The organism is Pseudomonas sp. NBRC 111139, from assembly GCF_001753955.1.
GTDB lineage: Bacteria > Pseudomonadota > Gammaproteobacteria > Pseudomonadales > Pseudomonadaceae > Aquipseudomonas > Aquipseudomonas alloputida.
The window spans coordinates 64,240-90,342 of the sequence record NZ_BCBP01000030.1 but is presented as its reverse complement, the minus strand read 5'-3'; the positions used below and the strand labels follow the sequence as shown (position 1 = coordinate 90,342).

The window sequence follows — 26,103 nt, the reverse complement described above, 5'->3', positions numbered from 1 at the left end:
GGGTTTACCCGCGAACGAGGGCGAAGCCCTCGCCCCGGGAGTTAGCGAGACGCCAACAGGGCCTTGCCACGAACCACGGCAGCACGCACCTGCGCCGGCGCCGTACCACCAATGTGGTCACGCGCATTCACCGAGCCTTCCAGCGTCAGCACGGCAAACACGTCCTGCTCGATCTGATCGCTGAACTGGCGCAGTTCGTCCAGGCTCATCTCGGCCAGGTCCTTGCCAGTGTCCACACCATACTTCACCGCGTGGCCAACGATCTCGTGACAGTCACGGAATGGCAGGCCACGGCGAACCAGGTAGTCGGCCAGGTCGGTCGCGGTGGAGAAGCCACGCAGGGCCGCTTCACGCATGATGGCGTGCTTGGGCTTGATCGCCGGGATCATGTCAGCAAAGGCCCGCAGCGAGTCGCGCAGGGTATCGGCGGCGTCGAACAGCGGTTCCTTGTCTTCCTGGTTGTCCTTGTTGTAGGCCAGTGGTTGGCCTTTCATCAGGGTCAGCAGGCCGGTCAGGGCGCCGAACACGCGGCCGCTCTTGCCACGTACCAGCTCTGGCACGTCCGGGTTCTTTTTCTGCGGCATGATCGAGCTGCCGGTGCAGAAGCGGTCCGGAAGGTCGATGAACTGGAACTGCGCGCTGGTCCACAGCACCAGCTCTTCGGAGAAGCGCGAAAGGTGCATCATCGCCACGCTGGCAGCGGCGCAGAATTCGATGGCGAAATCACGGTCCGACACGCCATCCAGCGAGTTGCCGGCTACGGCTTCAAAGCCCAGCAGCTTGCAGGTCAGTTCACGGTCGATCGGGTAGGTGGTGCCGGCCAGCGCGGCGCTGCCCAGTGGCATGCGGTTGGTGCGCTTGCGGCAGTCGACCAGGCGCTCATAGTCGCGGCTGAGCATTTCGAACCACGCCAGCAGGTGGTGGCCAAAGGTGACCGGCTGCGCCGTCTGCAGGTGGGTGAAACCAGGCATGATGGTTTCGGCTTCACGCTCTGCCTGCTCCAGCAGGCCCTGCTGCAGGCGGGTGATTTCGGCCAGGATCAGGTCGATTTCGTCGCGCAGCCAAAGGCGGATGTCGGTGGCCACCTGGTCGTTGCGGCTACGGCCGGTGTGCAGCTTCTTGCCGGTGATGCCGATGCGGTCGGTCAGGCGTGCTTCGATGTTCATGTGCACGTCTTCAAGGTCGACACGCCAGTCGAAGTTGCCGGCTTCAATCTCGCCCTGGATGGTTTTCAGGCCATCGATGATGGTGTCGCGCTCGGCATCACTGAGCACGCCGACCTGCGCCAGCATGGTGGCATGGGCAATCGAACCCATGATGTCGTGACGGTACAGGCGCTTGTCGAAATCTACCGAGGCGGTGAAACGGGCGACGAAGGCGTCGACGGGCTCACTGAAGCGGCCGCCCCAGGACTGATTGGTCTTGTCGGTGCTCATGGATTCACTCATTGCAGGCGTGAACGAAAAAGTGGCGTCGATGATAGCAGGGTTGGGCTGGCTGCCGCAGGGCGCCGGTCGAGAGAAATGCCCGGAAAATCGCATAGAAGGATTTCAAGGAATGAACGGCAGTGTTCCACGGACCGTCTACAGTTGGACAAAGGACTGGCAGTGAATCTGCCGGGCCGAGTGAATCTTTGGCCATCGCACCGGTCTAGAGCGTGACCGCAGTGTCGCTCGAACCACACCTGTCTACGCTATACCTGTGCGAGACTCATTCAGGAATCCAGCGCAATTATGAATGTCCTGATCGTTGATGACGAACCCCAAGGCCGTGAACGCCTCAGCCGGCTGCTCGGCGAACTGGAGGGTTACACTGTGCTGGAGCCCAGCGCCACCAACGGCGATGAGGCCTTGGCGCTGATTGAAAGCCTCAAGCCCGATGTGGTCCTGCTGGACATCGGCATGCCAGGCCTGGATGGCCTGCAGGTTGCCGCTCGCCTGTGCGAACGCGAGGCGCCGCCGGCGGTGGTGTTTTGCTCCGGGGATGATGAATACGGTGCAGAGGCATTCAAGGACAGTACCCTCAGCCATGTGACCAAGCCCTTCCAGGCCCAGGCCTTGCGCGATGCCTTGCGCAAGGCCGAAAAACCCAACCGCGCCCAATTGGCGGCGCTTACCCGGCCGGCCAATGAAGGCGGCGGCCCTCGCAGCCATATAAGTGCCCGCACGCGTAAAGGCATCGAACTGATCCCTTTATCCCAGGTGATCTATTTCATTGCCGACCACAAGTATGTGACCTTGCGTCACGAAACCGGGGAGGTGCTGCTTGACGAGCCACTCAAAGCCCTGGAAGACGAATTCGGCGAACGCTTCGTGCGCATCCATCGCAATGCGTTGGTCGCCCGCGAGCGCATCGAACGCTTGCAGCGCACCCCGCTGGGGCACTTTCAGCTGTATCTGAAAGGCCTGGACGGCGATGCCTTGACCGTCAGCCGTCGCCATGTGGCCGGTGTGCGCAAGATGATGCAGACCCTCTGAGGCCCTTGGACTCGGGCCGCTCCTGCACCTGACTGCGTGTGGCCTGTTGATCCGTATCTGCAAGCGATACCGGCGATGCTGTTATGATCGGCGGTATTTCTCTGGATCGGGGCGTTTCATGTCCACTCGCGAAATCCGCATTGCCACCCGTAAAAGTGCTTTGGCCCTGTGGCAGGCCGAATACGTCAAGGCCCGCCTCGAGCAGGCCCACACCGGTCTGCAGGTGACCTTGGTGCCCATGGTCAGCCGCGGTGACAAGTTGCTCGACGCGCCGCTGGCAAAAATCGGCGGCAAGGGGCTGTTCGTCAAGGAACTGGAAACCGCGCTGTTGGACAACGAAGCCGACATCGCCGTGCACTCGATGAAAGACGTGCCCATGGACTTCCCCGAGGGCCTGGGCCTGTACTGCATCTGCGAGCGTGAAGACCCGCGTGATGCCTTCGTTTCCAATACCTTTGACAGCCTCGAAGCACTGCCCGCCGGCAGTATCGTCGGTACCTCAAGCCTGCGCCGTCAGGCCCAGTTACTGGCGCGCCGCCCAGACCTGCAAATCCGCTTTCTGCGCGGCAACGTCAACACCCGCCTGGCGAAGCTGGATGCCGGCGAGTACGACGCCATCATCCTCGCCGCGGCGGGCCTGATCCGTCTGGGCTTCGAGGACCGCATCACCTCCACCATCAGCGTCGATGACAGCCTGCCGGCAGGTGGTCAGGGCGCGGTGGGCATCGAGTGCCGCAGTGCCGACGTTGAGATCCATGCACTGCTGGCGCCACTGCACCATGTCGACACCGCTGACCGGGTGATCGCCGAGCGCGCCCTGAACAAACGCCTGAATGGTGGCTGCCAAGTCCCGATCGCCTGCTACGCGGTCCTTGAAGGTGACCAGCTGTGGCTGCGTGGCCTGGTCGGCCAGCCTAGCGGCGGGACCTTGCTGGTGGCCGATGCCCGTGCACCCCGTGCCGCTGCCGAGGCCCTGGGCGTACAGGTGGCCGAAGACCTGCTGGGGCAGGGCGCCGAGGCCATTCTGAAGGAAGTCTACGGCGAGGCCGGTCACCCGTGAGCCAATGGCGCCTGTTGCTGACCCGGCCTGCCGAGGACTGCGCGGCGCTGGCGCAAAGCCTGGCGGCAGCGGGCGTGGGTAGCAGTTGCCTGCCACTGCTGGAAATTGAACCTATTACCGTGCAAGCCCCACAGCGACTGTCGCTGGAGGGCTTGCATGACTTCCAGGCGATCATTGTGGTCAGCAAGCCGGCCGCCCGGCTGTTGCTTGAGCATCTGGCCGAGACCAGCATCCAGCCTCTGCAGCGAGGCTGGTTCACCGTAGGTGAGGCAACCGCTGGGGTGCTGCAGGGTGCAGGGCTGGAGGTAAGCTTTCCGCCGCGTGGCGATGACAGCGAAGCCTTGCTGGCATTGCCGGCCCTGCGCCAGGCACTTACCGAGCCGGCACCGCGTGTCTTGATCGTTCGCGGCGTCGGAGGTCGCGAACTGCTGGCAGAGCGTCTTGCAGAGCAAGGTGCTAGTGTCGAATATCTGGAACTGTATCGTCGCTGCCTGCCGGCCTACCCGGCGGGTACGCTGATGCGCCGCATTGAAGCGGAACGCCTCAATGGCCTGGTGGTCAGCAGTGGGCAGGGTTTTGAACATTTGCAGCAGATGGCCGGTGCCGATTGGCTGCGGCTGGCCCAGTTGCCGCTGTTCGTGCCCAGCCCGCGGGTCGCCGAGCAGGCCAAGGCCGCCGGGGCCCAACAGGTTGTGGATTGCCGTGGCGCCAGTGCCACGGCCTTGCTGGCAGCCGTGCAGCGTAGCGCTGCACCTGCCTCTTAAGGCGCTAAGCTGAATGCGGTGCGCCCCCATGCAAAGGATGGATACGTGAGCGAGACTGTCTTGTCCAATAACGATCAACCGTCGGCACAGGCGCCTGCGGAACCCGTTACCACCCCACCTGCCAAGCGCTCCGGCAGTGGCCTGGCAGCGTTGGCCTTGCTGCTGGGTGCGGCCGGGGTGGCGGTAGGTGGCTGGGGTGTCTGGCAGGTGCGTCAACTGCAGGGCAGTGAGTTCAACCAGGGCCAGCACATCGAGGCGCTGACCCAGCGCGCCGAGGCGTTGCAGCAACGTGAACAGCAGATCAGTGCGCAACTGGCCAGTCTGCCAGCCGCCAGCGAGCTGGAAGACCGCCGGCGTTTGGTAGCCCAACTGCAGGGCGACCAGCAGCGGCTCAGTCAGCGCCTGGAAACCGTGCTGGGAGAAAGCCGCAAAGAGTGGCGCCTGGCCGAAGCCGAGCACCTCCTGCGCTTGGCTACCCTGCGCCTTTCCGCGTTGCAGGACATCACCAGTGCCAAAGCCCTGGTCGAAGGCGCCGACGAGATCCTGCGCGAGCAGAGCGACCCGGGTGCCTTCGCCGCCCGCGAGCAACTGGCACGCAGCCTGGCCACGCTCAACAGCACTCAGCAACCGGACCGCACAGGCCTGTTCTTGAAGCTGGCTGCGCAGCGTGAGCTGGTACAGCAGTTGAGCGCCCAGTCCCCCGAGTTTGACAGTAACGCCGATGCGCTTGGCGCCCTGACCGCCGACGGTGATGGTGCCAGCAGGCTGTCGCAGTGGTGGGCAGAAATATCCAAGTACTTCCAGATCGACTTCAACGCTGATGAAAACGTGCGTCCGTTGCTGGCCGGGCAGCAACTGAACCAGCTGCGCCTGGCCCTGAGCCTGACTATCGAGCAGGCCCAGTGGGCGGCGCTCAATGGTGAGGCCAAGGTTTACACGCAGGCGCTGGACGACGCCCGCAGCGTACTGCTGGCCAACTTCAATGCAGACAACCCGCAAAGCAAGGCCATGCTCGACAGCCTCAATGCGTTGGCCGATCAGCCGGTGTCGGTGGTTACCCCTGACCTTAGTGAAAGCCTGGCGGCAGTGCAGGCCTATATTCAGCGCCGTCACCTGCCGGCCGAGGCTGAAGGGGGCAAGCCATGAAGCGTGTCTACCTGTTGGCCGTGCTTGCGATCGTGGTTGCTGCGGCACTGGGCATCGCGGTCGCCAAGCACAGCGGCTATGTACTGATTTCCTATGGTGGCTTCCGTTATCAGTCGGGGCTGTGGGCTGCCTTGGCGGGTATTTTGGCGGTCGTCCTGCTGCTGTGGTTGCTGCGCTATCTGGTCGGCCTGGTGCTGACTTCCAGTGGTGTGGTCAACCCGTGGTCACGGCGTAACCGCAGCCGACGTATCCGCCTGGCGATCGAACAGGGCCAGCTCGATCTTGCCGAGGGCCGCTGGGCCAGTGCCCAACGGCACTTGCACCGTGCCGCCGAGGCTGAGCGCCAGCCGTTGCTGTACTACCTCGGTGCCGCGCGTGCCGCCAACGAGCAAGGTCGCACCGAAGACAGCGACAACCTGCTGGAGCGTGCCCTGGAGCGCCAGCCGCAAGCCGAGCTGGCCATTGCCCTGACCCATGCCCAGTTGCAAATGGACCGTGGCGAAAACGATGGAGCCCTGGAAACCCTGCTGGCCATGCAGGAACGCCACCCGCACAACGGCCAGGTGCTGCGCTTGCTGCAACGCCTTTACGTGGAGCGCGGCGACTGGTCTGCACTGATCCGCCTGATGCCCGACCTGCGCAAGGGCAAGGTGCTGCCGGCCGCAGAGCTGGCTGCTCTGGAACAACGCGCCTGGGGCCAGAACCTGAGCCTGGCGACCACCCGTGGCGAAGATGCGCACAGTGCACGCCAATCCTTGGAGCGTGCCTGGCAGCAGTTGACCGCAGCCCAGCGCCAGGAGCCGCAACTGGTGCTGGCGTACGCCGAGCAATTGCGCCAGGTAGGTGCCCAGAACGAGGCCGAACAGGTGCTGCGCACGGCCCTCAAGCGCGACTACGAAAGCCATCTGGCCCGCCTTTACGGGCTGGTGCGTGGTGATGACCCGGTACGTCAGTTGCAGACCGCTGAAGGTTGGCTCAAGGCTCACCCGCAAGACGCCAGCCTGCTGCTGACCCTGGGCCGTCTTAGCCTGCAGAACCGCTTGTGGGGCAAGGCGCGTGACTACCTTGAAAGCAGCCTGCGCATGGAGCGCAACCCCGAGGCCTGTGCAGAGCTGGCTCGCCTGCTCGCGGGGCTGGGCGAGACGGAGCGCAGCAACCAGCTGTTCCAGGAGGGCCTTGGCCTGCTGGACGAGCGCCTGCTGGCGCTGCCTTTGCCAGAAGGCGTGCGCGCCTGACCTACCCCAAGGCCCGCGCAAAGGTGCGGGCTTTGGGGGCAGGTAATTTATCTTTCGCTGTCAGTTTGATCTGAAGTCTATTTCTTCAGTCGCCTCCTACGGCATATCTGGAAATTTCCTACGCGATTCAGTGACTTGTCGTTGCTGTCGTGCCTTGAAACAAAGCGTGTCTTTCCTCTACCGTTTCAAGCCACTACTTTTTCCCCGGGACCTTCACCGCCCATGCTGCCGGCCCGTTTGCGCACCTTTTTTCTTCCTGCCTGCCTGGTTGCACTGGCGGTACTGGTTGCGTCTTTCCGTCTGGAAAACACAGTGGGGCTGATGCCGTGCCCGTTGTGCCTCAGCCAACGGTTGCTGCTTGGCGTGTACGCGCTGCTGTGCTTCGCAGCCGTGCTGCAGGCGCCGGGCACGCGGGGCATCCTTCGTTATGCTCGCCTGGTGCTGGGCTGCTCGTTGGCCGGCGCATTGCTGGCAGCACGGCATGTCTGGTTGCAGGGGGCTGAGGGGGTCAATGAGGTATGCCCGGTGCCGATCGGGCGAGTGTTCGAGCAATCCTGGGGTGAGGCGGCACGGCAACTGTTGCTGGGTGGCCCGGATTGTCGTTCGCTTGCCTGGAGCTTTCTCGATCTGACACTGCCGGAATGGAGCCTGTTAGCCTTCCTGCTGCTGGCGGTGGTGCCCTTGAGTTGCCTGCTGGCGTATCGTTTCCGCACCCTGGCAAGAACATGACCTGGCGCAAGGTTGTGCCATTAGCGCGACCAATGGTGATGTAACAGGGTATTAAACACTTGTATGAACTTTGTGTGCTGCGTACCTTGAAGGGCAGCACGCGCGGGAATAATCTCCCAGCACGCATACCGGAAAAACAACTGCTCGATGCCGTCCTGCTGATGTCACCTTTGTGCTGCGCGGTCGTGGTGCGAGGTGCAGCGGCATCTACCCAGAAGGGAAGAGATCGCCATGCTCGATAGTTGTCAGAACGCCCAGGAACGCTGGGGTGGGGTTCACAAGCTGATCGACCGTTGGCTGGAGGAGCGCCAGGAACTGGTGCAGGCTTTTCGCGCCCTGCGCGATGTGAGGCCAGCCTTCGCCGACAAGGACACCAACGGGGACTTTTGCGCCCTTCTGGTCGACTACGTTTCGGCGTGGCACTTCGAAGTCTGCGAGCAACTGGTCAGCGAGGCCAAGGCGTTCGGAGACAAGAAGGCGCTGAAGCTGGCCGAAGAGATCAACCCACGGATCAACGACAGTACTCAGATCGCACTGGCCTTCAATGACCATTGCACCAAGGGGGAGTGCAAGGACACCGAACGCTTTGCCGAGAAGCTGGCCAAATTGGGCGGGTTGTTGCATGAGCGCTTCGAGCTTGAAGACTGCCTGATCGAAGTGCTGCACAACGCACACAAAGAAGAGGGTGCAGTGCAGGCCTGAGGTTGGCGTCAGTCGCCAACCGCCAGCAGTTCGATCTCGAATACCAAGGGGGTGTAGGGTGCAATCAGGTCTCCCGCCCCCTCGGCGCCATAGGCTTGCGCTGAAGGAATTACCAAGCGCCACTTGGCGCCAGTGTGCATGTTCGGCAAGGCGACCTGCCAGCCTTCGATAACCGAATCCAGGTTGAACCATTGGGGGGTCTGGTTCTGGTCGAAGACTGAGCCATCCGGCAATCTGCCCACATAGCGCACCTGCACTTTGCCGCCCGCTTTCGGCTGCACACCTGTGCCTGGTTGCAATTCGCTGTACAGCACACCTTCCGTTAGTTCGTGCACCCCATAACGCCCACGTTCATTAGCCATGAAACGCGTTTCGGCGGCCTGCAGCTTTTGCACAGCGGCGTCGCCTTCCTGGGCCTCATGCTGCTGCAGCACCGCCTGCATGCGTGCCTTGTCGAGTTTCAGGGGTTGCCCCTGATAGGACTGCTTCAGGCCTTCGACCAGTGCATCCAGCTGCAAGCCCGGCATCTCCTGGCGCAGGCGCTCACCCAGGCTGGCACCCAGGCTGTAGGCCAAATCGTGTTCGTCGTTGTCGGCCAAGGCGAGGGGTGCCATCAGGCATAAACCCAAAACAAGATATCGAGGCAACGCCTGACTCCCAAATACCAGCAATGATTAATTCAGCAACTACACTTTCACGCAGCTGCAAGATAACAACTTTGCCCAGGCATGCAACGCGGCGTAAACATTACGGTCAACATGCCCTAGCGGCGGTAGCAGCAGAAGCATAGTATGAGCCGCAATCTCGTCAGCCAGGAGGTAAACCATGTCGGCCAAAAAGAAGCCAGTAAGTACGCCGTTACACCTGCTCCAGCAACTTTCGGGCAGCTTGCTCGAACACTTGGAAGAGGCCTGCTCGCAAGCGCTGGCTGATGCGGAAAAACTGCTGGCGAAGTTGGAAAAGCAGCGTGGCAAGGCGCAGGAAAAACTGCACAACGGTCGCCTGAAACTGCAAGACGCGGCCAAGGCAGGTAAAGCCAAGGCGCAAAGCAAGGCGCAAAAAGCCATCGGTGAACTTGAAGAACTGCTCGAGTCTCTCAAGGAACGTCAAACCCAGACGCGCTCTTACATTCAGCAACTCAAACGCGATGCTCAGGACAGCCTCAAGCTGGCTCAGGGTGTAGGCAAGGTACGCGAAGCTGCAGCCAAGGCCCTTGATCTGCGTGCGGCTAAACCCACCAAGCCCGCTACTGCCAAGCCTGCGGCCAAACCAGCTGCCAAGGCGACCACTGCCGCCAAGCCTGCGGCCAAACCAGCCGCCAGGGCGACCGCTGCCGCCAAGCCTGCGGCCAAACCAGCTGCCAAGGCGACCGCTGCCGCCAAGCCTGCGGCCAAACCGGCTGCCAAGGCGACCGCTGCCGCCAAACCTGCGGCCAAACCGGCTGCCAAGGCCACCGCTGCTGCCAAACCTGCGGCCAAACCGGCTGCCAAGGCGACCGCTGCCGCCAAGCCTGCGGCCAAACCGGCGGCCAAGGCGACCGCTGCTGCCAAGCCTGCAGCCAAACCGGCTACCAAGGCGACCGCTGCTGCTAAGCCTGCAGCCAAACCGGCTACCAAGGCGACCGCTGCCGCCAAACCTGCGGCCAAGCCAGCTGCCAAAGCCCCTGCTGCCAAGCCGGCCGCAAAACCAGCTGCCGCCAAGGCACCAGCACGCACGGCCGCCAAACCCGCCGCCAAGCCTGCTGAAGCCAAGCCCGCTACACCACCGGCGGCCACAACCAACTCGGTGAACCCGCCTGCTGCTGCACCGTCGGCACCTGTGAGTACTCCGGCTCAGGCACCTTCGGCGTCCTGAAGCGCAGCCGCTGCGACGCGCAACTGAACTAGCGCGTCATGATGCAGAGCCTGGTCCGGTGCCAGCCGGGCCAGCCAGTCGTCCGAGGGCTCATGGGAGCCCACGGGCCACTGTTGCGAGCGTTCCTGCAAGCGCTCCAGCAAGGCTTTTTCAGCCCGCAACTCCAACCCCTTCACCTGCTCACGTAATGCCGCCAGTTGTGTATCACCCGATGCTGTGGCTCGCCATTGCTGGCGCAGGCTGCGCAGCGGGGCGACCACGTCACGCTGCCAGGGCTCGGCAAGTTCCTGCAGTGCTTGCGCACGTTCGCTCAGTACGGCCACACCACGTGCTTGCAGCCAGGTCGCGCACAGCAGCAGGCAGACATCGCCACCCAGTGCCTGCAATTCAAGGCAGGCGGCTTCCACGCCGGGCCTGGCATACAGGGTCAGTGCGTAATTCCACAGGTCGGTGTGCATGGTTCCACTCGCGCTATGGGCCGAGGAAGCTGGTAGACTCCGCGACCATCATGATCAGACTATCCAACCTCACTTTACAGCGTGGTCCGCAGCGCTTGCTAGAAGGCGCCGAGATGACCCTGCACGCCGGTCACAAGGCCGGCCTGATCGGCGCCAACGGCGCCGGAAAATCCAGCCTGTTCGCCTTGCTGCGTGGTGAGCTGTCGCCCGATGCCGGTGACTGCCAACTGCCCGGCGACTGGCGCATCGCCCACATGCGCCAAGAGGTCGACACCCTCGACCGCCTGGCTGTGGACTATGTGCTTGACGGCGACGTGCGCCTGCGCAAGGTCCAGGCCGAACTGGCCGCGGCCGAGCACGCCCACGACGGCACCGCCCTGGCGCGCCTGCACAGTGAGCTGGAAAGCGCCGACGGCTATACCGCCGACGCCCGTGCGCGCAAGTTGCTGGCTGGGCTGGGCTTCACCAACGAACAGATGGACCGCCGTGTCGGCGATTTCTCTGGTGGCTGGCGGATGCGCCTGAACCTGGCCCAGGCACTGATGTGCCCGTCCGACCTGTTGCTGCTCGACGAGCCCACCAACCACCTCGACCTCGACGCGATCCTGTGGCTGGAAGACTGGCTCAAGGGCTACCCCGGCACGTTGTTGCTGATCTCCCACGACCGTGACTTCCTCGATGCCGTGGTCGACCATGTGCTGCACGTCGAGCAACGCAAGCTCAACTTGTACAAAGGCGGCTACACCGCCTTTGAGCGCACCCGTGCCGAGCGCCTGGCGCAGCAGCAGCAGGCCTACGAGAAGCAGCAGGCGCAGCGCGCGCACATGGAGAAGTACATTGCCCGCTTCAAGGCGCAAGCCACCAAGGCCCGCCAGGCGCAAAGCCGAATCAAGGCCCTGGAGCGCATGGAAGAGCTGTCGGCGGCGCATGTCGATTCACCGTTCGACTTTGTCTTCCGTGAATCGCAGAAAATTTCCAGCCCGTTGCTGAGCCTTTCCGAAGGTCGCCTGGGTTATGGCGACAAGGCCATCCTCGACAAGGTCAAACTGCAGCTCACCCCAGGCGCTCGTATTGGTCTGCTCGGGCCCAACGGCGCCGGCAAGTCGACCCTGATCAAGAACCTTGCAGGTGAACTGGAGCCGTTGTCGGGCCGTCTGGTTCGTGGCGAGAACCTGGCTGTAGGCTACTTTGCCCAGCACCAGTTGGACTCGCTGGACGACAAGGCCAGCCCGCTGCTGCACCTGCAGCGCATCGCCCCTGCCGAGCGTGAGCAGACGCTGCGCGACTTCCTCGGCGGCTTCGATTTCCATGGTGCCCGCTGCGACGAGCCGGTGGTTAACTTCTCCGGTGGCGAAAAGGCCCGCCTGGCACTCGCGCTGATTGCCTGGGAGCGGCCAAACCTGCTGCTGCTTGACGAACCGACCAACCACCTGGACCTGGAAATGCGTCTGGCACTGACCATGGCCTTGCAGGAGTTTGCCGGTGCAGTGGTGGTGGTGTCCCACGACCGTCATTTGCTCAAGAGCACCACGGACGACTTCCTGCTGGTGGCCGACGGCAAGGTCGACACCTTCGACGGTGACCTGGAGGACTACAGCCGCTGGCTGGTCGAGTACCGCCAGCGCAGTGCGCCGGCCAGTACTGCACCGGCCAACCCGGACAAGACCGACAAGAAAGCCCAGCGCCAGGCTGCCGCAGCCTTGCGTCAGCAGTTGGCACCGCACAAGAAGGCTGCCGACAAGCTGGAAACCGAGCTCAACCAGGTGCACACGCAATTGGCCGAGATCGAGACCGCGCTGGGTGATGGTGGCCTTTACGAGGCGGCGCGCAAGGACGAGTTGCGCGACCTGCTGGCGCGCCAGACCAAGCTCAAGCAACGCGAAGGCGAGCTGGAAGAGGCCTGGATGGAAGCGCTGGAAACCCTTGAAAGCATGCAGGCCGAACTCGAGGCGTTGTCCTGATGGAGGAACTGCGTTCGCTGCTGCCAGGGCAATGGATGGACACCTTCTGGCTGGGTTTGCAGATCCTCTTGATCCTGGCCGCGGCGTTCGTCCTGCAGCGCATCATTGCTCGCGGGCTGAGCCGCCTGGGCCAGCGTTACCCGTTGCCGCCGGAGCTGCTGGTGCCCGTGCGCGGTGGCCTGCGCTGGCTGATCATGGGCAGCGCGCTGCTGTTCGTGCTGGAGCGCATGGGCGTTTCGGCAACCGTGTTGTGGACAGCACTTTCCGGCTTCGTAGCGGTAGCGGCGGTGGCCTTCTTCGCCATGTGGAGCGTGCTGTCCAACCTGTTGTGCGCGGTGTTGATTTTCACGGTCGGGCCGTTTCGCATCGGCGATGTGGTCGAGCTGGTCGACACCCTCGACAAGCCAGGCGTGAAAGGCCGGGTGATTGCTATCAACCTGCTGTTTACCACCCTGCTGGAAGTGCCCGAAGCGGGCGGGGCGCTGGTGCAGGTGCCCAATAGTCAGTTCTTCCAGAAGTCGGTGCGGCGCTGGCGCGGTGCCGAGGTACAGGCCCTGCACAAAGAAACCGCTGCCGAAGCGGACTGAACCTGTACTGTCCCCTTCGCGGGACCGCCCGTTCTCACAGGTATTCCAAAGCGTCTGAAAATGCACTGTAGGTGTGGGGGCGGGCGTGCCCGCGAAGAGGCCAGGTCAGGCACCACAAATCCATCAGAAAGCACTGGTTATTTTTTCGCCAAAACCTTAGCTTAACGTTTTGCAACAAATGTTCGAGCGAGGTGTGTGATGTCGATGGAAGTTTGGTTAGGCTTCTTTGCCGCTTGCTGGGTGATCAGCCTTTCACCCGGTGCCGGGGCGATTGCCTCAATGTCCAGCGGCCTGCAATACGGCTTCTGGCGTGGTTACTGGAACGCCCTGGGCCTGCAGCTGGGCCTGATCATGCAGATCGCCATCATCGCCGCCGGCGTCGGTGCCGTCCTGGCCGCCTCGGCCACGGCGTTCCAGGTCATCAAGTGGTTTGGCGTCGCCTACCTTGTGTACCTGGCCTACAAGCAGTGGCGTGCCCTGCCGATGGACATGAGCGATGAATCAGGCGTGCGCCCGATCGGCAAGCCGTTGAGCCTGGTGTTCCGTGGTTTCCTGGTCAACATCAGCAACCCCAAGGCGCTGGTGTTCATGCTGGCGGTGCTGCCGCAGTTTCTCAATCCCCATGCGCCGCTGCTGCCGCAATATGTGGCGATCACCGTGACCATGGTCACGGTCGACCTGCTGGTGATGGCGGGGTACACCGGGTTGGCTTCGCATGTGTTGCGCATGTTGCGCACACCCAAACAGCAGAAGCGTTTGAACCGCACCTTTGCCGGGTTGTTCATTGGTGCAGCCACCTTCCTTGCGACCTTGCGCCGCGCGCCGGTCTGACAGGCCGCATACAGGCCATTCGCGGGCAAGCCCGCGATTGGCCCATCACTCTTTCTCCTTGCCCACCAAACCCTTCAGCAGATCTATCGGCAGCGGAAAGACGATGGTCGAGCTCTTGTCCCCGGCAATCGTCCCCAGCGTCTGCATATAGCGCAACTGCATCGCCCCCGGCTCCTTGCTCAGCATTTGTGCGGCTTGCATCAGTTTCTCCGACGCCTGCAGTTCACCCTCGGCATGAATCACCTTGGCCCGACGTTCGCGCTCGGCCTCGGCCTGGCGGGCGATGGCGCGTACCATCGACTCGTTCAGGTCAACGTGCTTGATCTCGACGTTGGCCACCTTGATGCCCCAGGCATCCGTCTGCGCATCCAGCACCTGGCGGATGTCCAGGTTCAGTTGCTCGCGTTCTGCCAGCAGCTCATCCAGCTCGTGTTTGCCCAGCACCGCACGCAGGGTCGTCTGGGCCAGCTGGCTGGTTGCCACCAGAAAATCCTCAACCTGAATGATCGCTTTCTGCGGGTCGAGCACGCGAAAGTACAACACTGCGTTGACCTTGACCGAAACGTTGTCGCGGGTGATCACATCCTGCGGCGGCACATCCAGTACCACTGTGCGCAGGTCGACCCGCACCATTTGCTGGATCACCGGGATCAACAGGATCAGCCCCGGCCCTTTGACCTGCCAGAAGCGCCCCAGCTGGAACACCACGCCGCGCTCGTATTCGCGCAGGATGCGAAACGCCGACAGCACCAGCAGGGCCAGCACAATCAGAACGGCGCCGAAACCGACTTGCATGAACATGGTCATTCTCCTTGCGTCGCTGGGGCGGCGGCGCTCACTTCCAGCATCACGCCATGGCGCGCGGTCACCCGTACGTTCTGGCCAGTTTGCAGCGGCGTTGCGCACTGCACTTGCCATTGCTCGCCCTGAGCCAGCACAACACCACAGAAGGGGTCGCTTGCCATCACCTGGGTGACGGTGACCAGGCTGCCGACCAGGCCGGCGTCGCCGCTGACCAGTGCCCGTCGGCGGGCCTTGAGGGCCATGCCCAGCACGCCACCGATCAGGAGTGCCGAGAGCAGCGCCAAGGTGCCGATCAAGGCCAGCGGGATGCCGAAACCGGGGGCGTCGGTGTCGATCAGGATCAACGCGCCGACCACAAAGGCAACGATGCCGCCGAAGCCGACCACGCCGAAACTGGGCAAGAAGGCTTCGGCGATCATGAAGGTGATGCCAAGCAGGATCAGCGCCACCCCGGCAAAACTCACCGGCAATAGCTGCAGCGCATACAGCGCCAGCAGCAGGCAGATACCACCGACCACACCGCCCACCGCAGAGCCGGGGTTCATGAATTCGAACAACAGGCCGTAAACGCCGATCATGATCAGGATCAGCGCTACGCTGGGGTTGGTGATTACCGCCAGAACCCGTGTGCGCCAGTCCGGCAGGTGCTCGACCACGCTGGCGCCTGCGGTCTGCAACTGGCGTGGCTGGCCGGCCACCTGAAGCGTTTTGCCGTCGAGCTCGCGCAGCAGGTCAGGCAGGTCATCGGCCACCTGATCGATCACGTTCAGCCGCAAGGCCTCGTTGGCGGACAGGCTGACCGCCTCGCGCACGGCCTTCTCCGCCCAGTCGGCGTTGCGGCCGCGCATCTGCGCCAGGCCACGGATGTAGGCGGCGGCGTCGTTGACCTGTTTGCGTGCGAGGGTTTCATCGTCGCCGCCTTTGGCTTTGTCGTCACTGGGCGTGCCAGGCGCGCCGCCGATCCGCACCGGCGTGGCGGCGCCCAGGTTGGTCCCGGGCGCCATCGCTGCAATATGGCTGGCGTAGAGAATATAGGTGCCGGCGCTGGCGGCGCGGGCGCCGCTGGGGGCAACGTAGCTGGCGACGGGTACGGAGCTGGCGAGAATCGCCTTGATCATCTGGCGCATGGCACTGTCCAGCCCGCCCGGGGTATCCATGCGGATAACCACCAGTTGCGCGCCTTGCGCCTGGGCCTGGCCGAGGCTGCGCACCAGGTAGTCGGCGCTGGCCGGGCCGATGGCGTCGTCAATGCCCAGCACCCACACCGCGCCGGGCGCTGCCTGGCCACCTGGCGTGATGCCAAGCAACAACAGCAGCAACAGCCAACGCCAGCAGCGGGCGATCACTTGTCGTCACCTCATTTGCGCGTATTACACAAGTTTAGCCCCGCCCACCCGTACCCGGCCTAAAATTGAAGATTGGGGGGCGAAACCGGAGGTGCATCATGCGTATGGCAAAGACCCTGCAGGCCCGCCTGGACAAGGCCAACTGCGACTACGACATCATTCCCCACCCACATTCGGCCACCAGCCTGGAGTCGGCCCGAACGGCCGGCGTGCCCGCCGAGCGGGTCGCCAAGTCGGTGATGCTCGATGACCGTCATGGCAACTACATCATGGCCGTGCTACCGGCCAACCGGCACCTGGACATGACCAAGGTGCGTATGTCCGGGGCCTGGCATCTGACCCGTGAAAGTGGTCTGCCGAGCCTGTTCAATGACTGCGAACGCGGTGCCGTGCCGGCCCTTGGCGATGCTTACCAGATAAAAATGCTGCTCGACCCGAGTCTTACCCGCCAAGGCGATGTCTACCTGGAGGCGGGTGACCACGATCACCTGATTCACATGAGCATGGAGCAGTACATGAAACTGGTGCCGCACGCCGAAGTGCGCGAGCTGTGCTGATGTTTTCAAACCAATGCCAGGCGGGCGTCGTGGACGGCTTGCCTGGCGCTAAGGAGGAACCATGGAAGCGCCGATCCATCCCTTTGCCGAACTGTTCAAGCAGTTGGGCTTGCCCGATGATCCCAAGAGTATCGATCAGTTCATCACCAGCCATTCCCCGCTGAAGAACGAAATAAAGCTGGTGGATGCGCCGTTCTGGACCGACTCACAGCGTGCATTTCTCCAGGACATCATCATTGAAGATTCCGATTGGGCCGTGCCCTTCGATCAACTCAACGAAGCCTTGCGCCGCCCCCGAAAATAAAGCGCCGAGCGGCACCTGACGAGTGATCGGCCGTTGCTATGCTCAGGAAAACAATAAGGGGATAGCGCGATGAAAGATCCCTACGCACCAGGTTTCTGGTGTTCCGTGACGATCCTGGGCACCCTGACGGCCAGTTACTTCTATGGCATCAGGCAGACGCAACAGATGAACCAGGCCGTGCATTTCCTGTATGCCGCTGCCGCAGTCACTGTAGCGGTTGCACTGGTGGCGCTGACATGGATCGCCTGGCAGCAGTTGCGCCTGAACAAGCGCGAAGTGGTGCAGGGGCGAACGTTGCTGACCATCTGGAACACCAAGGTTGCGCTACGCCGCGTCGAGACGGTTTTCGACCGTTATTTCTGGGGCAGCTACTGGCATTCGGGGCGTACCTTCGAAGAGGTCATGGGCGAGCTCAGGGGCACTCCGCTGGAGCAGAGCCTGGATGCGCTGAAGCGCCAGTGCCGGGTGCTCGACCGCGAAATCCATGACCGCCATCACCACTGGCTGGCCAATGCTCGCGACCTGTCCAGCGTGGCACAGGCGATGGCCCGTGAACGCTACCAGCTGGACCTCGGCGAGCCCACGCACAGCGGCCACGGCAATACGGCAGTGCTCAACCGTGACCTGGAAGTGCTGGTGTACACCTGGTCGGCGCGCTTGCGTAGCTTCGACCATCAGCTGGACGAACTGGAGCGCACCTACCATTGAGGCGCTTCATTCGCCGCGGATGTACTGCTCCATTTGCTTGATCAGGCTCGCCTGTTCGTCAATGGTTTCCTTGACCAGGTCGCCGATCGACAGAAGGCCGAGCAACCTGCCGTTGTCGACCACCGGCAGGTGACGCAGGTGCCGGTCGGTCATCAGGTTCATGCAGAAATCGAGCTTTTGCTTGGGCTCCACAGTGACTACCGGTGCGCTCATGATTTCGCGTACCGGCGTAGCGGCGGAAGAGCGGCCCTTGAGGACCAGTTTGCGCGCGTAGTCCCGCTCACTGACGATGCCCACTACCTGGCCACCCTCGACCACGGGCAGCGCACCGATGTTTTTCTCCGCCAGCAGTTTCAGGGCGTCGAGCACCGAGTCATCCGGGCCGATGGTGTACACGGTCTGGTGCTGGGACTTGGTCTTGAGGATTTGTTCGACGGTCTTCATACGGGCCTCTGCGGGTGAAAAAAGCACTGTCTCGGTGTAACTAAAGCATCCGGTACGGCGCTCTGCACGGCAATGCAGGAAACGGCATGGAGGCGATTGAAAAACGTCATGGCTGTTCGGTAGTAGCGGCCTTTTCGCGGCTAAAGCCGCGAAAAGGCCGGTACTGCCGATCAAAGCTTCGGCATCTGGCCGATCCGCGCCACCATTTCGCTCACCACCTGCAAGTCCAGCATGAACTGCTCCACGGTCTTGAACTCGTTGTCGTTGTGCCCGGTGTACTTCACGTCCGGCATAGCCAGGCCGAACTGGACGCCGTTGGGCAGGTCGTGGACCGAAGTCGCACCGGCGGACGTGCCGAACTCATGCTTCATCCCCAGGTTCTCGGTGGCCACAGCGAGCAGGGCCTTTACCCATTCGCCTTCAGGGTTGCGGTACATCGGCTCGTCCAGGCTGAAGTCGAACGCCACCGAGGTGTTGCTTTGCCGGGTCCATTTGCCCAGTTTGTCGGCCAGTTCGTCCTTGATCGTGGCGATCGGCTTCCCCTTGGGAATGCGCAGATTCACCGCCAGTTTCAAGCCTTTGTCATCCACCCCGACAAAAGTCAGCGAGGTGGTCAGCGGGCCCATGAACGGGTCCTTGAAGGCCACGCCTAGCGTGTTGCCCAGGTAGTCCAGGCCCCAGTTTTCGGCGGCGTAGCGGGCCGCGTCGGTAAAGTGGTTGTGCTTGAGCGACACCTGCTGGCCGAGGCCATTAATGAAGTCGAGCATACGCGCCACCGGGTTGATGCCGGATTCCGGCTCCGAAGAGTGTGCGGAAACACCGGTCACGGTGAGCAAGACTTGCTTGCCGTCGGCCTTGGCGTCGATGCTGAAGTCGCTTCCATGCTGCTTCACATATCTGGCGCCGGCTTGCTGCAGGTGCTTGGCCAGCTGTGCCGGGTTGTCAGAAATCAGGGTCGCAACCGAAGTTGTCGGGATCTGGTTGGTGGCCAGGCCGCCGGTCAGGTTGACGATCTCGGCACCCTTGCCGCTGGCCGGGCGCTTGGTGAAGCTGGCCATGACCGTGCCGTAGCCTTTCTCGGCAATCACTACGGGGTAGCCGCCGTCGAGGGCCAGGTTGTAATCGGGCGTAGGGTTGCGCTCAAAGTAGTAGGGGATGGCATCACCGCTGGTTTCTTCGGTGGTGTCGATCAGCAGCTTGAACTGCCGGGCGAGCGGCAGGTTTTCGTCCTTGGCCACTTTCAGCGCGTACATCGCCACCACGATGCCGTTCTTGTCGTCTTCGGTGCCGCGGCCGTACATGCGGTCACCCACCAGGGTGACCTTGAACGGGTCCAGGCGCGTACCGTCGGCCAGCTTCCAGTTGTCCGGGTTGACCGGCACGACGTCAGCGTGGGCATGGATACCGATCACTTCCTTCCCGCTGCCCAGCGAGATCTCGTACACCCGGTTGTCGATGTTGCGGAAGGCCAGGCCGAAGCGCTCGGCCAAGGCCTTGATCTTGTCGGCGATCTTGAGGAATTCAGGGTTTTCGTACTGCGGTGTACCCTCGACATTGAAGGTGGGGATGGCTACCAGTTCACGCAGGGTTTCGGTAGCGGCTTTGCCATACTTGATGCGGGTATACAGGCCGAGCAGGCGGTTGATCTCGTCTTGTTGCTCGGCGGCCAATGGCTTGTTGGCCAGGTAGGCGTCGACGGTTGCCTCGAGGTTGTCGGCCTTGCCCTGGTCGCTGCCTTTGAGCTTGCCGAGAAAATGCCTGAAGTCGCTTGGGTCGCTGCCGTCGAAGGCTTTGACGATAGCTGCGGACTGCTGCTGGGTGAGGTTGGCCTGGGCAGGCTGGGTGAACAGGCCGATGCTGGCCAGCAACAGGGTGGTGGCGGTGAGTTTTTTCAACTGCATGGTTGTGCGCATTCCTTCGCCAATCATTGTTATGGGTTACCCGTTCGGAGAACGGGAAGACGCCCACGCTAACATCAATGACCCGTGGCACGGGAGTACCAGAAAGGTGACATGGCGCACAAACGAAAAAGCCCCGGGCTCAGGCCCAGGGCTTTCTTGATATGGCGCACTCGGCGGGATTCGAACCCACGACCCCTGCCTTCGGAGGGCAGTACTCTATCCAGCTGAGCTACGAGTGCAACGCGCACGCATGATACCCATCTGTATCGTTGACGTCCATCGCCTTGATCTGTAGCTGTTTTTACCGTGTTGGCTGTGCAGATCCCCGGGGCCGGATACACGACAATACCGATCAAACTGTCGGCCAGGGTGGAACCGGCCGTAACTGGACCCGCGTCAATGCCGTCGACTACGCTGCCGATGGCGACAGCATCATCGTTTCAGCCCACCATCAGGGTGTGTTGAACATTGGCCCTGACAAGCAGTGAAACGATTTTTGGCGTCGCCCCGAGTACGGCCGCCGCATCGTCTACCCTTCAGCGGCCATTCTGCGGGCGATTTCAGATGGGCTGTTCAACCATTCGTTCTTTTTTTCGAACAGCCTATTGTCCAACACCCCAGCAGCCGCTTAGCATTCGTTTGAGATTTCAAACGCTCGATGCCCTGCCTTGGGCGCTTTTCAACAATCAACAATTCGGGAAGCCGACATGCAGCTCAAAGACGCTCAGTTGTTCCGCCAGCAAGCCTATATCAATGGTGAGTGGCTGGATGCGGACAACGGCCAGACCATCAAGGTGACCAACCCGGCCACCGGCGAAGTCATCGGTACCGTGCCGAAGATGGGCACCGCGGAAACTCGCCGTGCCATCGAAGCCGCCGACAAGGCCCTGCCGGCCTGGCGTGCCCTGACTGCGAAAGAGCGCTCGGCCAAGCTGCGTCGCTGGTTCGAACTGATGATCGAGAACCAGGACGACCTGGCTCGCCTGATGACCACCGAACAGGGCAAGCCGCTGGCCGAAGCCAAGGGCGAAATCGCCTACGCGGCCTCGTTCATCGAGTGGTTCGCCGAAGAAGCCAAGCGCATCTACGGTGACACCATCCCAGGCCACCAGCCAGACAAGCGCCTGATTGTCATCAAGCAGCCAATCGGCGTTACCGCGGCCATCACCCCGTGGAACTTCCCGGCCGCCATGATCACCCGTAAAGCCGGCCCGGCCCTGGCCGCTGGCTGCACCATGGTCCTCAAGCCGGCTTCGCAAACCCCATACTCCGCTCTGGCGCTGGTCGAGCTGGCCCACCGTGCCGGCATCCCGGCTGGCGTGCTGAGTGTGGTTACCGGCAGCGCCGGTGAAGTTGGCGGCGAACTGACCGGCAACTCCCTGGTACGCAAGCTGTCCTTCACCGGCTCGACCGAAATCGGTCGCCAGCTGATGGAAGAATGCGCCAAGGACATCAAGAAGGTTTCCCTGGAGCTGGGTGGCAACGCCCCGTTCATCGTGTTCGACGACGCCGACCTGGACAAGGCGGTCGAGGGCGCGATCATCTCCAAGTACCGTAACAACGGCCAGACCTGCGTCTGCGCCAACCGTATCTACGTGCAGGACGGCGTCTACGACGCGTTCGCCCAGAAGCTGGCCGCTGCAGTTGCCAAGCTGAAGATCGGTAACGGCCTGGAAGAAGGCACCACCACTGGCCCGCTGATCGACGGCAAGGCTGTCGCCAAGGTCCAGGAGCACATCGAGGACGCCGTCAGCAAAGGCGCCAAAGTGCTGTCCGGTGGCAAGCTGATCGAAGGCAACTTCTTCGAGCCGACCATCCTGGTTGACGTACCGAAGACCGCTGCTGTCGCCAAGGAAGAGACGTTCGGCCCACTGGCGCCGCTGTTCCGCTTCAAAGACGAAGCCGAAGTCATCGCCATGTCCAACGACACCGAGTTCGGCCTGGCCTCGTACTTCTACGCCCGTGACATGAGCCGTGTGTTCCGTGTCGCCGAAGCCCTGGAGTACGGCATGGTGGGTATCAACACCGGCCTGATCTCCAACGAAGTGGCGCCGTTCGGTGGTATCAAGGCTTCGGGCCTGGGCCGCGAAGGTTCCAAGTACGGTATCGAGGACTACCTCGAAATCAAATACCTGTGCATCAGCGTCTGATAGCACGGTAAAGGCTTTACCTCTGCCAGCGGGGCGCGAGAGCGACGTCTCGCTGGCCTTTTTTACATTGCAGTACCTGGTGGCCAGGGCGTTCACGACAGTCGATCAACGAATACTGTTCGCGAGCACTCCCAGCCGCCCCCGAATAAAAGCGCCATTCCTGTCGGCGCAATGAGGGCATTATGAGCAAAACCAACGAATCCTTGATGCAACGTCGTGTAGCTGCCGTCCCACGTGGCGTCGGCCAGATCCACCCGATCTTCGTCGACACCGCGAAGAACTCGACCGTGATCGACGTTGAAGGCCGCGAACTGATCGACTTCGCCGGCGGCATCGCAGTACTGAACACCGGCCACCTGCACCCGAAAGTGGTTGCAGCCGTGCAAGAGCAGCTGACCAAGGTCAGCCACACCTGCTTCCAGGTGCTGGCTTACGAGCCCTACGTAGAGCTGTGCGAAAAGATCAACAAGCTGGTCCCAGGCGACTTCGACAAGAAGACCCTGCTGGTCACCACCGGCTCCGAAGCCGTTGAAAACGCCGTCAAGATCGCCCGTGCTGCCACTGGCCGCGCTGGCGTCATCGCCTTCACCGGCGGTTATCACGGCCGTACCATGATGACCCTGGGCCTGACCGGCAAGGTCGTGCCGTACTCCGCTGGCATGGGCCTGATGCCAGGCGGCATCTTCCGCGCCCTGTTCCCGAGCGAACTGCACGGTATCAGCGTTGACGACGCCATCGCCTCGGTCGAGCGCATCTTCAAGAACGACGCCGAGCCGCGCGACATCGCCGCGATCATCCTCGAGCCAGTACAAGGCGAAGGCGGCTTCCTGCCAGCGCCGAAAGAGCTGATGAAACGCCTGCGCGCCCTGTGCGACCAGCACGGCATCCTGCTGATCGCCGACGAAGTACAAACTGGCGCTGGCCGTACCGGCACCTTCTTCGCCATGGAACAGATGGGCGTTGCGCCTGACCTGACCACCTTCGCCAAATCCATCGCTGGCGGCTTCCCGCTGGCCGGTGTGTGCGGCAAGGCCGAATACATGGACGCCATCGCGCCTGGCGGCCTGGGCGGTACCTACGCCGGTTCGCCGATCGCTTGCGCCGCGGCCCTGGCCGTGATCGAAGTGTTCGAAGAAGAAAAACTGCTGGACCGCAGCAAGGCTGTGGGTGAGCGCCTGACCGCCGGCCTGCGCGAAATCCAGAAGAAGTACCCGATCATCGGCGACGTCCGTGGTCTGGGCTCGATGATTGCCGTCGAAGTCTTCGAGAAAGGCACTCACACCCCGAACGCTGCTGCTGTTGGCCAGGTTGTCGCCAAGGCTCGTGAAAAGGGTCTGATCCTGCTGTCTTGCGGCACCTACGGCAACGTCCTGCGTATCCTGGTTCCGCTGACCGCCGAAGACGCGCTGCTGGACAAAGGCCTGGCCATCATCGAAGAGTGCTTCGCTGAAATCGCCTGATGTGACGCGCTTCAGAAAAAACCCGCCTCGGCGGGTTTTTTTATGCCCAGATAAGCCATGTGGCGCTATGGTTATCGGAGGATTGGCTTTGGAAGCTGCGACGGACTGTGTGTCAGGGTATTCAGGAGTAGTTGGTGATGAGCGCTGCAGCCCCCACCCCACCAAGCGTACTGATTGTAGAAGGCGATCCTTGGGTACGGGACATGCTCAGCGAGATGCTGCTCAGCGTGCGCTGTGACGCCCGCCTGCAGGTATGCGCTGACGGCGCGCAGGCGCTCAGTGCCCTGTCCAGCAAGCCGGACCTGATCATCGCTGCCCGCGAGCTGGCCGGTGTCGACGGCCTCGACCTGCTGCGCAAGGTGCGCGCCAAAGGGCCAGGGGTGCCGTTCATTCTCATGAGTAACCGCAATGACAGCGCCAGTGTGCGCGAAGCGCTGCCCCTGCACCCCACGGCTTACCTGAGCAAGCCACTGAACCTGGATAACCTGCGCAAGCGCCTGCAAGAGTTGCTGCTGGCCGTTGGCGAGGAGATTGCCTGCCCGGTACCGGCGTTGCAGGCGGGAGCCAGCCTGCCAGCCTACCTTGAGCAGCGCCGCGCTACCGCCGATGGCGGGCCGCTGCTGGCCGATGTGCAGGTAGCGATCAATCGAGCGCTAAACCCTCAGGGCCTGAACCTCAGGGTGCTCGAAGAGGAGGTGCGTAACGACCCGCAGGTGACGGCGGTGCTGATCGCTGCCGCCAATAGTGCGGCATTGCACCGTGAAGCCCCGGTGCAGACGTTGCTGCAGGCCCTGAACAAGCTTGGCAGTACCCAAAGCATGAACCTGATCCTGGGCATGACCCTCAAGCGCAGCGCACGCCTCAGCGACCCACTGTTGGCAGAGCACGCCGCCCGTTACTGGGACCTGTCACTGCACACTGCCGAATATGGCCGCACCTTGGCGCGCATGCTCGAACTGGACGAGGGCCGTTGTTATTGCGCGGGCTTGCTGCATTGCCTGGGCGACCTGGCGGTGTTGCGCTGCCTGCAAGAGTGGCGGTTGGCCGGGGGAGACCTGGACGAGCGCAATGTGCAGCAATCGCTGGAAGCGTTTGGTGCGGCGTTCGGCTCGGCGCTGCGTACCCGCTGGCGTTTGCCGCTGGCACTGCGCGAGTTGATCGCTGCGATCTACCAGTTGGGCGGTGGCGTTTACTCGCGGGAGATCCTGGCCATGAACCTGGCTGGGCAGTTGTCGCGGCTGCCGGCTGGGCAGGGGCTGGAGAAGGTGGCCAGCGGCAAGACGGCGCGCCTGCTCAAGCTTGGCCTGCCGGAGCTGAGGCGGTTGCGCAAAGAGGAGAACCCGGAAGTAAAACCGCAGGAAGAACCGCCGGTGGCTGGGGCCGAGGTTTCCAGCTGAGATTCGGGGGCCGCATTGCGGCCCTTCGCGGGCTTGCCCGCTGCCACAGGTGTGGCGCCGGGCCCGCGAATACCGGCCAAAGCCGGTGCCCTTGCCGCCTGATCAGCCGCGGACTATCTGGTTCTTGCCCTGCCGCTTGGCCTGGTACATTGCCGCATCGGCCCGCGCATACAGGCTGTCCAGCGCCACATCCTCATCGGTCAGCTCGGTCAGCCCCTGGCTCACCGTCACCCCGTACGTCTGCTGGCCATGGCTGAAGCTCAAGTGCTGAATCTGCCGTTGCAAGCGCTCGGCAATCTGCTCCGCGACCTGGGCGTTGCAGCCCGGAAACACCGCCGCAAATTCTTCGCCGCCAATGCGTCCGAACAGGTCGCCCCGGCGTAGCACGGCCTTGCCGCTGTCGGCGATGTGTTGCAGCACCTGGTCGCCTTCCTGGTGGCCATAGCTGTCATTGATGCGTTTGAAGTCGTCGATATCCAACAGCAGGAAAGCCAGCGGTGTACCGTCCTCGCGTGCACTGTCGAAGGCTTGCTGAGCACATTCGAAAAAGTGCCTGCGGTTACTGCTCTGGGTCAGCACGTCGGTGGTGGCCAGGCGCTGCAGTTCGCCTTCAAGCTGCTTCTTCTCGGTGATGTCTTCGGCGATACCGACAATGATTACCCGGTCGCCATCGTGCTGCTGGTTGATGTAGCACTTGTCGCTCAGCCAGCGCAGTTGCCCATCGGCATTGAGGATGCGGTACTCGCGGTCTTCCACCGCCCCCTTGAGCAGTACCTGGGCCAGGCTACGTTCGGCGAACTCGAGGTCGTCGGGGTAGATGCTGTCACGCCATTCGTTGTAGTCAGCCAGCACCAGGCTGACCGGGCGGCCGAAGATGCGCTCGTAGGCTGGGCTCACGTACAGCACCTGGCGGGTTTCCCAGTCGAAGGCCCAAAGCACTGCGTTGACGCTGTCGAGCAACGAGCTGAACAGCTGATCACGCTCACTCAGGCGGGCAACCTCACCTTGGGCGTGGAGCAACGCCAGTAAAGTCTGGGCAGCTTCGGGAGGAGGGGTGCCGGGGAAAATCGTTGGAATGTTCTTGGCCATGTGCACGGAGCAGGTCTCAACGTGAAAGCGTGCGGCCAACATCCGGCCCGCCACGCAGGCGATATTCCGGATTCGAGTGGAGAGGCGGGGGCGAAGTTCCGAACGGCACGCCCCGTTGCGGGGCGTGCCGATCAACGGC

27 protein-coding genes and 1 tRNA gene are annotated in these 26,103 nt (G+C 62.6%); 19 read left to right on the top strand and 9 right to left on the bottom strand.

Features of this window, described 5'->3' with window-relative positions; translation table 11 throughout:
* Positions 1 to 41 precede the first annotated feature (41 nt).
* The gene (gene argH / locus BJQ17_RS11830; protein ID WP_014861057.1) at positions 42 to 1,436 is read right to left on the bottom strand and encodes an argininosuccinate lyase; all 1,395 of its coding nucleotides are present in this window, start codon (positions 1,434 to 1,436) and stop codon (positions 42 to 44) included.
* Here argH and BJQ17_RS31645 point away from each other — a divergent pair.
* The 8 genes from BJQ17_RS31645 to BJQ17_RS11795 all read left to right on the top strand — a co-directional run bounded on the left by BJQ17_RS31645 (position 1,435) and on the right by BJQ17_RS11795 (position 8,113).
* Entirely contained in the window at positions 1,435 to 1,611 is a 177-nt protein-coding gene (locus tag BJQ17_RS31645; protein WP_156336278.1) for a hypothetical protein, read from the top strand. The genes argH and BJQ17_RS31645 overlap by 2 nt on opposite strands.
* Positions 1,612 to 1,733: 122 nt before the next feature.
* Positions 1,734 to 2,477: a LytTR family DNA-binding domain-containing protein gene (locus tag BJQ17_RS11825; protein ID WP_003255896.1), complete on the top strand. Its 744-nt coding sequence runs from the start codon at positions 1,734 to 1,736 to the stop codon at positions 2,475 to 2,477.
* 118 nt (positions 2,478 to 2,595) lie between these two features.
* On the top strand, positions 2,596 to 3,537 hold the full coding sequence (hemC, locus tag BJQ17_RS11820; protein WP_003255895.1) for a hydroxymethylbilane synthase: 942 nt from the start codon (positions 2,596 to 2,598) through the stop codon (positions 3,535 to 3,537).
* Positions 3,534 to 4,301: a uroporphyrinogen-III synthase gene (locus tag BJQ17_RS32100; protein WP_070096104.1), complete on the top strand. Its 768-nt coding sequence runs from the start codon at positions 3,534 to 3,536 to the stop codon at positions 4,299 to 4,301. Before hemC ends, BJQ17_RS32100 begins: the two co-directional genes overlap by 4 nt.
* A gap of 45 nt (positions 4,302 to 4,346) precedes the next feature.
* Positions 4,347 to 5,447: a uroporphyrinogen-III C-methyltransferase gene (locus tag BJQ17_RS32095; protein WP_004576401.1), complete on the top strand. Its 1,101-nt coding sequence runs from the start codon at positions 4,347 to 4,349 to the stop codon at positions 5,445 to 5,447.
* A complete protein-coding gene (locus BJQ17_RS11805) occupies positions 5,444 to 6,682 on the top strand; it encodes a heme biosynthesis protein HemY (RefSeq protein WP_003255891.1) in 1,239 nt (412 codons plus the stop codon). Before BJQ17_RS32095 ends, BJQ17_RS11805 begins: the two co-directional genes overlap by 4 nt.
* Before the next feature lie 222 nt (positions 6,683 to 6,904).
* Positions 6,905 to 7,411, top strand: a complete 507-nt coding sequence (locus BJQ17_RS11800; RefSeq protein ID WP_004576400.1) for a disulfide bond formation protein B — start codon at positions 6,905 to 6,907, stop codon at positions 7,409 to 7,411.
* Between the two features lie 231 nt (positions 7,412 to 7,642).
* Positions 7,643 to 8,113, top strand: a complete 471-nt coding sequence (locus tag BJQ17_RS11795) for an Rsd/AlgQ family anti-sigma factor (protein ID WP_003255887.1) — start codon at positions 7,643 to 7,645, stop codon at positions 8,111 to 8,113.
* An 8-nt stretch (positions 8,114 to 8,121) separates the two neighbouring features.
* Here the strand turns inward: BJQ17_RS11795 and BJQ17_RS11790 are convergent, their stop codons facing one another.
* Positions 8,122 to 8,760 (bottom strand): FKBP-type peptidyl-prolyl cis-trans isomerase, encoded by a 639-nt coding sequence (locus BJQ17_RS11790; protein ID WP_054889029.1) that lies wholly within the window; start codon positions 8,758 to 8,760, stop codon positions 8,122 to 8,124.
* Positions 8,761 to 8,938: 178 nt separating this feature from the next.
* Between BJQ17_RS11790 and BJQ17_RS11785 the strand changes: the two genes are divergently transcribed.
* Positions 8,939 to 9,967: an AlgP family protein gene (locus tag BJQ17_RS11785; RefSeq protein ID WP_070096103.1), complete on the top strand. Its 1,029-nt coding sequence runs from the start codon at positions 8,939 to 8,941 to the stop codon at positions 9,965 to 9,967.
* Here BJQ17_RS11785 and BJQ17_RS11780 read toward each other — a convergent pair.
* On the bottom strand, positions 9,946 to 10,425 hold the full coding sequence (locus BJQ17_RS11780) for a TIGR02444 family protein (RefSeq protein ID WP_070096102.1): 480 nt from the start codon (positions 10,423 to 10,425) through the stop codon (positions 9,946 to 9,948). The genes BJQ17_RS11785 and BJQ17_RS11780 overlap by 22 nt on opposite strands.
* Positions 10,426 to 10,475: 50 nt before the next feature.
* On the opposite strand from BJQ17_RS11780, the gene BJQ17_RS11775 reads away from it, so the two are divergent.
* The 3 genes from BJQ17_RS11775 (at position 10,476) to BJQ17_RS11765 (ending at position 13,804) form a co-directional block, all read left to right on the top strand.
* The gene (locus tag BJQ17_RS11775; protein ID WP_003255882.1) at positions 10,476 to 12,386 is read left to right on the top strand and encodes an ATP-binding cassette domain-containing protein; all 1,911 of its coding nucleotides are present in this window, start codon (positions 10,476 to 10,478) and stop codon (positions 12,384 to 12,386) included.
* A complete protein-coding gene (locus tag BJQ17_RS11770; protein WP_003255880.1) occupies positions 12,386 to 12,973 on the top strand; it encodes a mechanosensitive ion channel family protein in 588 nt (195 codons plus the stop codon). Before BJQ17_RS11775 ends, BJQ17_RS11770 begins: the two co-directional genes overlap by 1 nt.
* A gap of 198 nt (positions 12,974 to 13,171) precedes the next feature.
* The gene (locus tag BJQ17_RS11765) at positions 13,172 to 13,804 is read left to right on the top strand and encodes a LysE family transporter (protein ID WP_003255879.1); all 633 of its coding nucleotides are present in this window, start codon (positions 13,172 to 13,174) and stop codon (positions 13,802 to 13,804) included.
* Positions 13,805 to 13,849: 45 nt separating this feature from the next.
* Here the strand turns inward: BJQ17_RS11765 and BJQ17_RS11760 are convergent, their stop codons facing one another.
* Both BJQ17_RS11760 and BJQ17_RS11755 read right to left on the bottom strand, forming a co-directional pair.
* The gene (locus tag BJQ17_RS11760) at positions 13,850 to 14,605 is read right to left on the bottom strand and encodes a slipin family protein (protein ID WP_070096101.1); all 756 of its coding nucleotides are present in this window, start codon (positions 14,603 to 14,605) and stop codon (positions 13,850 to 13,852) included.
* 2 nt (positions 14,606 to 14,607) lie between these two features.
* Entirely contained in the window at positions 14,608 to 15,954 is a 1,347-nt protein-coding gene (locus BJQ17_RS11755; protein ID WP_003255875.1) for a nodulation protein NfeD, read from the bottom strand.
* 98 nt (positions 15,955 to 16,052) lie between these two features.
* On the opposite strand from BJQ17_RS11755, the gene BJQ17_RS11750 reads away from it, so the two are divergent.
* The 3 genes from BJQ17_RS11750 (at position 16,053) to BJQ17_RS11740 (ending at position 17,523) form a co-directional block, all read left to right on the top strand.
* Positions 16,053 to 16,511: an aminoacyl-tRNA deacylase gene (locus BJQ17_RS11750; protein ID WP_003255874.1), complete on the top strand. Its 459-nt coding sequence runs from the start codon at positions 16,053 to 16,055 to the stop codon at positions 16,509 to 16,511.
* Between the two features lie 61 nt (positions 16,512 to 16,572).
* Positions 16,573 to 16,815, top strand: a complete 243-nt coding sequence (locus BJQ17_RS11745; protein ID WP_003255873.1) for a DUF2789 domain-containing protein — start codon at positions 16,573 to 16,575, stop codon at positions 16,813 to 16,815.
* A 69-nt stretch (positions 16,816 to 16,884) separates the two neighbouring features.
* Positions 16,885 to 17,523 (top strand): hypothetical protein, encoded by a 639-nt coding sequence (locus BJQ17_RS11740; protein WP_019750176.1) that lies wholly within the window; start codon positions 16,885 to 16,887, stop codon positions 17,521 to 17,523.
* Positions 17,524 to 17,529: 6 nt separating this feature from the next.
* Here the strand turns inward: BJQ17_RS11740 and BJQ17_RS11735 are convergent, their stop codons facing one another.
* From BJQ17_RS11735 to BJQ17_RS11725, 3 genes are all read right to left on the bottom strand, one after another.
* Entirely contained in the window at positions 17,530 to 17,967 is a 438-nt protein-coding gene (locus BJQ17_RS11735; RefSeq protein WP_010951586.1) for a CBS domain-containing protein, read from the bottom strand.
* A gap of 170 nt (positions 17,968 to 18,137) precedes the next feature.
* Positions 18,138 to 19,868 (bottom strand): dipeptidase, encoded by a 1,731-nt coding sequence (locus BJQ17_RS11730; RefSeq protein WP_070096100.1) that lies wholly within the window; start codon positions 19,866 to 19,868, stop codon positions 18,138 to 18,140.
* Positions 19,869 to 20,030: 162 nt separating this feature from the next.
* Positions 20,031 to 20,107 (bottom strand) — tRNA-Arg (locus BJQ17_RS11725).
* Between the two features lie 30 nt (positions 20,108 to 20,137).
* On the opposite strand from BJQ17_RS11725, the gene BJQ17_RS29950 reads away from it, so the two are divergent.
* From BJQ17_RS29950 to BJQ17_RS11710, 4 genes are all read left to right on the top strand, one after another.
* A complete protein-coding gene (locus BJQ17_RS29950) occupies positions 20,138 to 20,356 on the top strand; it encodes an aryl-sulfate sulfotransferase (RefSeq protein ID WP_083285055.1) in 219 nt (72 codons plus the stop codon).
* A 219-nt stretch (positions 20,357 to 20,575) separates the two neighbouring features.
* On the top strand, positions 20,576 to 22,018 hold the full coding sequence (gabD, locus tag BJQ17_RS11720) for an NADP-dependent succinate-semialdehyde dehydrogenase (RefSeq protein ID WP_003255867.1): 1,443 nt from the start codon (positions 20,576 to 20,578) through the stop codon (positions 22,016 to 22,018).
* A 182-nt stretch (positions 22,019 to 22,200) separates the two neighbouring features.
* Positions 22,201 to 23,478, top strand: a complete 1,278-nt coding sequence (gene gabT / locus BJQ17_RS11715; protein WP_003255866.1) for a 4-aminobutyrate--2-oxoglutarate transaminase — start codon at positions 22,201 to 22,203, stop codon at positions 23,476 to 23,478.
* A gap of 137 nt (positions 23,479 to 23,615) precedes the next feature.
* Entirely contained in the window at positions 23,616 to 24,875 is a 1,260-nt protein-coding gene (locus BJQ17_RS11710; protein ID WP_070096099.1) for a response regulator, read from the top strand.
* A gap of 102 nt (positions 24,876 to 24,977) precedes the next feature.
* Here BJQ17_RS11710 and BJQ17_RS11705 read toward each other — a convergent pair whose 3' ends face one another.
* Entirely contained in the window at positions 24,978 to 26,006 is a 1,029-nt protein-coding gene (locus BJQ17_RS11705) for a sensor domain-containing diguanylate cyclase (protein WP_003255864.1), read from the bottom strand.
* Positions 26,007 to 26,103 lie beyond the last annotated feature (97 nt).